This window comes from Leucobacter sp. M11, assembly GCF_035726885.1.
In the GTDB taxonomy this organism is placed as follows: domain Bacteria; phylum Actinomycetota; class Actinomycetes; order Actinomycetales; family Microbacteriaceae; genus JAPFRB01.
Genome location: NZ_JAPFRB010000001.1, coordinates 87,890 through 95,422, shown reverse-complemented (window position 1 = coordinate 95,422; position 7,533 = coordinate 87,890). Strand labels below are relative to the sequence as shown.

At 70.7% G+C, this 7,533-nt stretch carries 4 protein-coding genes; 2 read left to right on the top strand and 2 right to left on the bottom strand.

Going from position 1 to position 7,533, the window contains the following annotated elements:
* Nucleotides 1–45: 45 nt before the first annotated feature.
* Nucleotides 46–3,399 carry an ATP-binding protein gene (locus OOT08_RS00455; RefSeq protein WP_442916141.1) on the top strand — a complete coding sequence of 1,118 codons (3,354 nt, stop codon included), beginning with the start codon at nucleotides 46–48 and terminating at the stop codon, nucleotides 3,397–3,399.
* A gap of 73 nt (nucleotides 3,400–3,472) precedes the next feature.
* Here OOT08_RS00455 and OOT08_RS00450 read toward each other — a convergent pair whose 3' ends face one another.
* Complete coding sequence (locus OOT08_RS00450) at nucleotides 3,473–4,900, bottom strand: amino acid permease (RefSeq protein WP_325090628.1); 1,428 nt, start codon at nucleotides 4,898–4,900, stop codon at nucleotides 3,473–3,475.
* A 126-nt stretch (nucleotides 4,901–5,026) separates the two neighbouring features.
* Nucleotides 5,027–6,547, bottom strand: coding sequence for an aminotransferase class I/II-fold pyridoxal phosphate-dependent enzyme (locus OOT08_RS00445; protein ID WP_325090627.1), 1,521 nt, complete (start codon nucleotides 6,545–6,547; stop codon nucleotides 5,027–5,029).
* Nucleotides 6,548–6,636: 89 nt separating this feature from the next.
* On the opposite strand from OOT08_RS00445, the gene OOT08_RS00440 reads away from it, so the two are divergent.
* Nucleotides 6,637–7,533 (top strand): LysR family transcriptional regulator (locus tag OOT08_RS00440; RefSeq protein ID WP_325090626.1); only part of this gene is annotated, 897 nt, incomplete at its 3' end.

The following is a 7,533-nucleotide window of genomic DNA, read 5'->3' as shown; positions in this document are numbered from 1 at the left end:
GGTGCCCGACGCCCAGACTGACCACGACCGCGAAGGAACCGCCCTGTGACGATGCTCGACACCCTCTTCGGGCTCATCCCCGCCGAGTCCCGCGGACAGCAGTGGCTGGCCGAGGAACTCCAGCTCGTGAACTGGGGCGGCTACGACGGCCCGCACCGGGTCCGGTTCTCCCCGGGGGCCACCCTGCTGAGCGGCGGCTCCGGCTCCGGCAAGTCCACCCTGATGGACGCCTACATCGCGCTGATGATGCCGCACACGACCCCGTTCAACGGCGCCTCCAACGGCGCGGTGACGGGCCGCGCGCGCGGGGAAGACCAGCGCAACATTCTCTCCTACGGCCGCGGCAAAATCGACGAGTCCCGCACCGAGGAGGGGACCCGGATGACGGTGCTCCGCGGCGACGACCGGGACATCTGGACGGCGATCGCGATGACCTGGGTGGACCACACCGGGGAGCGCTTCACCGCCGTGCGCGCCTGGTATATTCCGCTCGGGGCACGCATCGTTGAGGACACCGTCCGGGTGCGCGCCACGGTGGAGGGCCCGTTCTCGCTCGAGGTGCTCGAGGCGGCGGCCCAGGACCGGTTCTCCACGGCCTCGGTGCGCCGGGCGGGCCTCGACCCCGTCGGCACGGAGCAGGAGTTCTCCGCGCGCATGCATGCCGTCCTCGGAATCGGCGCGGCCGGGGCCGGGACGAAGGCCATGCGCCTGCTCGCTCGCGTCCAGTCCGGGCAGCAGTTCAGCACGGTCGACGAGGTCTACAAGCGGCTCGTGCTGGAGGACCCGGAAACGCTCGGCACCGCCGACGCGGTCGTCAGTCACTTCGATGAGTTGGAGAGCACTCGGACCCGGATGGTCACCGCGCAGAAGCAGGTGCGCGCCCTGCGACCGATCCGGGGGATGCGCACGCGGATCGAGGACGCCGCCGAGCGGCTTCGGCTGCTCGACCAGGTCGGCGCGTTCGCCGATCCCGGCTCGCTCGCGGCGCTCTGGCGCACCGGGCGGCGGCTGGAGCTCCTGCGCGACGTGGAGAGCGAACTGCAGCGCCAGAAGCGCGAGGCCGACGCGGCGGTCCGCGAAGCGCAGGCCCTCGCGCTGGCCACCGAGAGCGAGCGCGACGGCCTCGCCGAGGTGCTGCGCAGCTCCGGCGGCGACCGACTGGACACCGCCGAGCGTGAGCTGCGCGGCGCGGAGGACCGCCTGAGCGAGGTGCGCGCGAATCGGGATCGGCTCGCGGCGGCCGCCGCGGTGCTCGACGCCGACCTGAACAGCGCCGCTGGCTTTGCCGAGGCGTTGGAGCAGGCCCGGCTCGTGCTCGACGACCCCGAGCAGAAGCGGCGGGTCCGGGAGAGCTTCGCGGAGGCGCGCTCGCTCCGGCTCACCCGGGACCGGGAGCTGCGTGAGCTTGAGGCGGAGCGGGAAGAGGCTGAGGACCGGCAGGACAATATCCCCCGTGCGCTGCACGAGTCCCGCGCCCTGCTCGCCGAGGCCGCCGGGCTCAGCGTCGAAGAGCTGCCCTTCGTCGCGGAGCTGATCGATGTGCGCACGGAGTTTGAGCCGTGGCGGGAGGCCTTCCACCTGGCCCTCGGCGGCTTCGCAAAGACCATGCTCATCGACCAGGCGAACCTCGGCCGCTTCCGGCAGGCGATCGATCGGGTGCGCACGCCGATCCGGCTGAACTACGAGGGCGTCGTGACCGGCCAGGAGCTCCGGCGCGCCCTCGACCCGGAGCAGCTGCCCGGGCGGCTCGACTACCGGGAGGGGCCCTTCACGGGCTGGCTCCAGGACCGGCTGGAGCAGCAGTTCGGCTTCCGCTGCGTGGACACCGTCTCGGACTCCTCCGGCCAGCACAAAACGCTCACCCTGTCCGGCCAGGTCGCCCAGGGCGCACGCGGCGGGCACGGCGGCCACGGGCGCGGCAACCTCTTCGGATTCTCGAACCAGCGCCGCCTGCGGGAGCTCGGCGACGCGATCGCCGCGGCCGAGACGGCCCTGCGGGCCGCGCTCACGGCCGAGGAACAGGCCACGCTCGCCCACGACCGCTTCGACGAGCACAGCACCGCCTCCGCCCGACTCGTCGAGACCGAGTGGTCGACGATCGACGTCGCCGCGGCAACCGCCGAGCGGGACCGCTGGGCGAAGGTCTCCGCGGACATCGTCTCGGGAAACCCAAAGATCGCCTCCCTGCAGGAGCAGATCCAGCGCCTCAAACGCGAGTCGGTCGCCCTGCAACAGGCCGTGGGCCGAGCCGAGGGGCTCCGGGAGGACCTCGCCGCGCGCTGGGCGGAGATCACCGACCAGGTGGACGCCGAACAGGCCGTCTGGGAGGCCGCCGAGGACGCCGGACGCGCCCTCACCGCCGAGCAGGCCGACTTCCTCAGCGACCACGTCGAGGAGCCCGGCGCTTCCCCCTCCGGCAAGCGCACGGACGAGCTCACCCGGTTCAACGCGGCGCTCGACGCGGCCGCCAAGCGGCTGCTCGAGGAGCAGCGCCGCGCGCAGGCGGTCATCGAGGAGCAGCGGGACGCGCTCCGGCGCACCTTCGAGTCGTACCTGGAGAGCTGGCCGAATCCGAACCTGCGCGCCGACCCCGACAGCTCGCTTGCCGACTTCGAGCAGCTGCTCGACGGGCTGGAGGACAGCGGCCTGCACGAACTCGAGGGGGAGTGGAAGGAGAGCCTGCTGAAGCTCTCCGGCAACGACCTGACGAGCCTCGACTCCGCGCTCAGCCGCGCGCTCCGGGAGATCCGGGAACGCATCGAGCCCATCAACCGGATTATGCGCGATCTGCCGTTCTACGACGACGAGCACCGGCTGCAAATCAGCCCGCGGGAAACGCAGTCCGAGGTCCGCCGACGCTTCCGGGCCGAGCTGCGCGAGGTGCGCCGCCTGATCGAGGCCGCCGACACCGATCAGCTCCGCGAACAGGTCTACCCGCGAATGGCGAAGCTCATCAACCGGATCCGCCGCCAGGCCCCGGACTTCACCGAGCTGATCGACGTGCGCACGCACGTGCGCGTGAGCGCCGAAAAGGTGCACGCGGATACCGGCGCGCACGCCGCGCTGTACGACCACATCGGCGAGAAGAGCGGCGGCGAGTCTCAGGAGCTGATCGCCTTCATCGTGGGCGCGGCCCTGCGGTATCAGCTGGGTGACGCGGACGCGGAGCGGCCCCGCTACGCCCCGGTGTTCCTCGACGAGGCGCTCATCAAGGCCGACGCGCACTTCACGAAGCGCGCGATCGGGGCGTGGCGCGGCCTCGGCTTCCAGCTCGTGATCGGCGCGCCGAACGATAAGTACAGCGCCATCGAGCCGCACGTGGACGTGGAGTACGACATCCTCAAGGACACGAGCGGGCGCTCCTGGGCGCGCCCCAAGGTGGCGCTGCCCGCGGCGTAACCCCGGCGCAGAAACGACGCTGGCCCGGTTCCCGAGCGTGTTCGGGAACCGGGCCAGCGTCGTCTGTGGCTGCTTAGTGGGCGTCGGGGAGCTTGATCGCCGCGGTGAGCGGGCGGCCCTCGCGGAGGAGCTTCCGCTTGCGCAGCTGCCAGAGCACGGTGAGCAGCAGGAACCAGAGCGGGGTGGCGAGGAACGGCGGCCGGGTGTCGTCACCGTAGAGCAGGGTGCCCATGATGAACACGAAGAAGGCGAGCACGAGCCACGGGGCGACCGCGCCGAGGGGCATCTTAAAGCCGGAGCTCGCGTGCCGCTCGGGGTACCGGCGCCGGTACACGATGTAGCTCACGACGATGGATCCCCAGGTGAACAGGATCATCGTCGCGCACATTGAGGACACGAAGGTGAAGGCCGCCACCACGCCGTCGCCCGCGAACAGCAGGGGGATCGCCGCGAAGAGGAACACGCTCGTGAAGAACACCGAGCGGCGCGGCACCCCACGCGAATCCGTGAGCGAGAAGGAGCGCGGCGCGTGCCCGTCCTTCGAGAGGCCGAAGAGCATGCGGGTGCCCGAGTAGAGCCCGGAGTTCGCGCTTGACGCGGCCGAGGTGAGGACGACGAGCTGGATCGCCGCCGCGGCCAGCCCGAAGCCCGCGAGCGCGAAGGTGGTCACGAAGGGGCTCTTGTCCGCGTCGATCTGGTTCCACGGGGTCACGCTCATGATGATGGCGAGCGCACCCACGTAGAAGATCAGGATGCGCAGCACGATCGAGTTGATCGCCTTCGGCAGGGTCTTGCGCGGGTTCTGGGTCTCCGCGGCCGCGGTGCCGACCATCTCGACGCCGATGAAAGAGAAGATGCCCATCTGGAAGCCGAGCACGAAGCCGGAGGCCCCCATCGGGAACAGTCCGCCGTGCTCCCAGAGGTTCGCGAAGGAGGCCTGGGTGCCATCGGCGCTCGTGAAGCCGGTCACGACGAGGATCACGCCGACGGCGATCAGGCCGAGGATCGCGACGATCTTGAGGATGGCGAACCAGAACTCGGTCTCGCCGAAGTACTTCACCGGCTGGAGGTTCAGCACGAGCAGCACGAGCGCGGTGATGAGCGCGGGCAGCCAGTTCGGGATCTCCGCGTTGAACCACTGCACATAGGCGGTGATCGCGATGATGTCGGCGACGCAGGCGATCACCCAGGAGAACCAGTAGTTCCAGGAGACGAAGAAGCCGGCCCAGGGGCCGAGCATGTCCTTCGCGATGTCACCGAAGGTGTGGTAATTCAGGTTCGACAACAGCAGCTCGCCGAGCGCGCGCATGATGAAGAAGACGAAGAAGCCGATCACCATGTAGACGAAGATGATGGAGGGGCCGGACACGCTGATGAGCTTGCCGGAGCCGAGGAAGAGTCCGGTCCCGATGGCACCCCCGATCGCGATCAGTTGCAGGTGGCGGTTCTTCAAGCCGCGCTGCATCTCGCCGGTGGGCGAGTCGCTGACTGTGCTGGACATGACACTCCTTTGTGAAACGGGCTGCGCTGGTGAGCGCGTGGTGTGGCTGGGTGGGGGTGACCAAAAAAGCTTAGTGCCGTGCGGGGGCCTCGCGCGCCGCGCAGGCCCCCACGCGGATGCCGTGGGCTAGGCCACGACGCGGAACAGGTCGAGCGCGGGGTCTGCCGCCCCGCGGACGTACCCGGCGGGGGCGGCCGCGGTCGCGCGCAGGAAGGCGACGACCTCGGCGCTCAGCACCTCGCCCGGGAGGACGTTCGGCACCCCGGGCGGGTAGGCGGCCAGCGAGTCCGCGGAGACGCGGCCGACGGCCTCCACGAAGGGCACCATCGTCACGGGGCTGTAGAAGGCCTCGCCGAGGCCCATGGCGCGCTCGCAGGGCTGGGGGAGCACGATGGGGCGCTCCGGCTCGATGTCCGCCTCCGGCAGCGCCTGCAGCGCCGACCAGAAGCGGTCGACGTCCACGGGGGACACGGCCCCGATGAGCAGGAGCAGTGCGGAGGGGGTCGACAGCTCGGCGTAGACGCGGTGGTCCCGGAGCAGCTGGTAGTGCGCGTCGTTGCCGGTGATGCCCGCGCCGCGCGTGTCGATGACGACCTTGAAGGGGTCGTGCGCGACCGCGTCGGGGCTCGCGAGGATGTCCGGCGTCGCGTCGCGGAAGCGACGGTCGGCGCGGACGAGCGCCCGGATCTGCTCGGCGGTGTCGAGCGCCTGCTCGACGAGCTCCGGGCGGGTGACGATGTTCTTCCGGGCCTCGTCGAGGGAGGCCAGGAGCAGCGCGCTGCAGCTCGTGGACTGGTGAGAGCGCACGACGCGGTCCACGAGCGGGCCGAGGTCCTCGGCGAGGGGGCCGGTGCCCAGCTGGATCATCGCCGACTGCGTCAGGGAGCCGACCGCCTTGTGCGTGCTGGAGATGACGAGGTCCGCGCCCAGTCGGGCCGCGTTGACGGGGAGCCGGGGGTGCAGGCCGAAGTGCGAGCCCCAGGACTCGTCGACGATGAGCGGCACCCCGCGGTCGTGGGCCACCTTCGCAATCGCGGCGATGTCCGCGACCGCGCCGAAGTAGCTGGGGGAGACGATGTAGACCGCGGCGCTGTTGGGGTTTGCCTCGAGCACGGTCTCCACCTGCTCGGCGCTGACGCCGTGCGCGGAGCCGAGGCCGTTGTCGACGTAGCCCGTGACGAAGTGGGGATCCAGGCCGACGTGCGTGATGCCGTCGATGACGCTGGAGTGCACGCTGCGCTGGACGACGACCTCGGAGCCGAGGGCGCGGACCACGGTCGTCGCGATGTGATTGCCGCCCGAGGCGCCGTTCGTGATGAACCAGGTCCGGCTCGCGCCCCAGGCCTCGGCGGCGAGTTCCTGGGCGCGCATGAGCGGGGTGACCCGGCCGGGGGTCACCAGTCGCCAGGTCTCCTGGTCCACGCCGCTGAACAGCATGGGAAAGTCGATCGACAGCGCGGTTTCGCCGACGAGATTCGCCACGCCGGGGGCGTTCGCGGCGACCGCCTGGTGCCCGGGCACGTGCAGGCGCTGCCAGTCGTGTCCGGCGAGCGAGCGCAGGGCATCGGCGTACGGGGTCTCGAACTGGTGCGCGGGGACGTCCACGGCGGTGGATCCGGCGGCGGGGGCGATGGGGAGCTTCTGCATGCCCCCACGGTAGATCGCTTTCGACTCCTATGCGTGATATGAGCTTTTCGCGCGTGGTCACATAGTGACTATGAGAGTAGGCTGGGGTCATGATGTCGCTGCAGCAGTTCCGGGTGCTCCTCGCGATTCGGGAGCACGGCAGCCTCACCCGTGCCGCCGAGGCGCTGTCGTACGGGGTGCCGACCGTCACGCATCACCTCCGCGCGCTCGAGGAGCACCTGCGCGTCCGGCTCGTGGACCGGGACCGGCGCGGGGCGCGCCTGACCCCGCTCGGCGCGGCCTTCGCGGCGGAGATCGCGCCGGTGCTCACGCGCATCGACCGCGCCGAGCGCGCGGTCGCCGATCAACGGGATGCGGGCGTCGTGACCCTGCGCATCGGCACGTTTTCCTCGATCGGCTCCCGGCTCCTCCCGGCCGCAATCGCCCGACTCCAGCAGCGAACCTCGGTGCGGGTCGAGGTCGAGGAGGCCGAGCCGACCGAGGTGTTGCGCATGCTTCGCGCCGGGGAGGTGCACGCGGGGCTCATCTACGACGTCTCCGACGAGCTCGCCCTTGCGGTGCCGGACATCGAACGCAGCACGCTGCTCTCGGAGCCCTACCGGGTGATGGTCTCCCGCAGCGGCCCGCTCGCCCGCCAGGAGGAGCTGGACTTTGCGGAGCTCGCCGAGGTCGCCTGGGTGTGCAGCCGCGACCCGGAGGAGGCCTCCGACCAGGTGCTGCGCCGCGTCTGCCACTCGCTGGGGTATCCGGTCCGGGAGGTGATGCGCACGGACGATCTCATGATGATTCACGGCCTCGTGGCCGAGGGGCTCGGCTGCGCGCTCACGACCGCCGCCGCCGTGGACGCGGACTTCGACGTGGAATTACGCCCGGCCAAGCAGGATCTGGGGGAGCGCCGGGTCTCCTTCGTGACCCGGCGCGGTCCCGTGCCGCCCGCCGTGCGCTGGCTCGGTGAACTGCTGCGCACGATCGCCGAAGAGCGCACC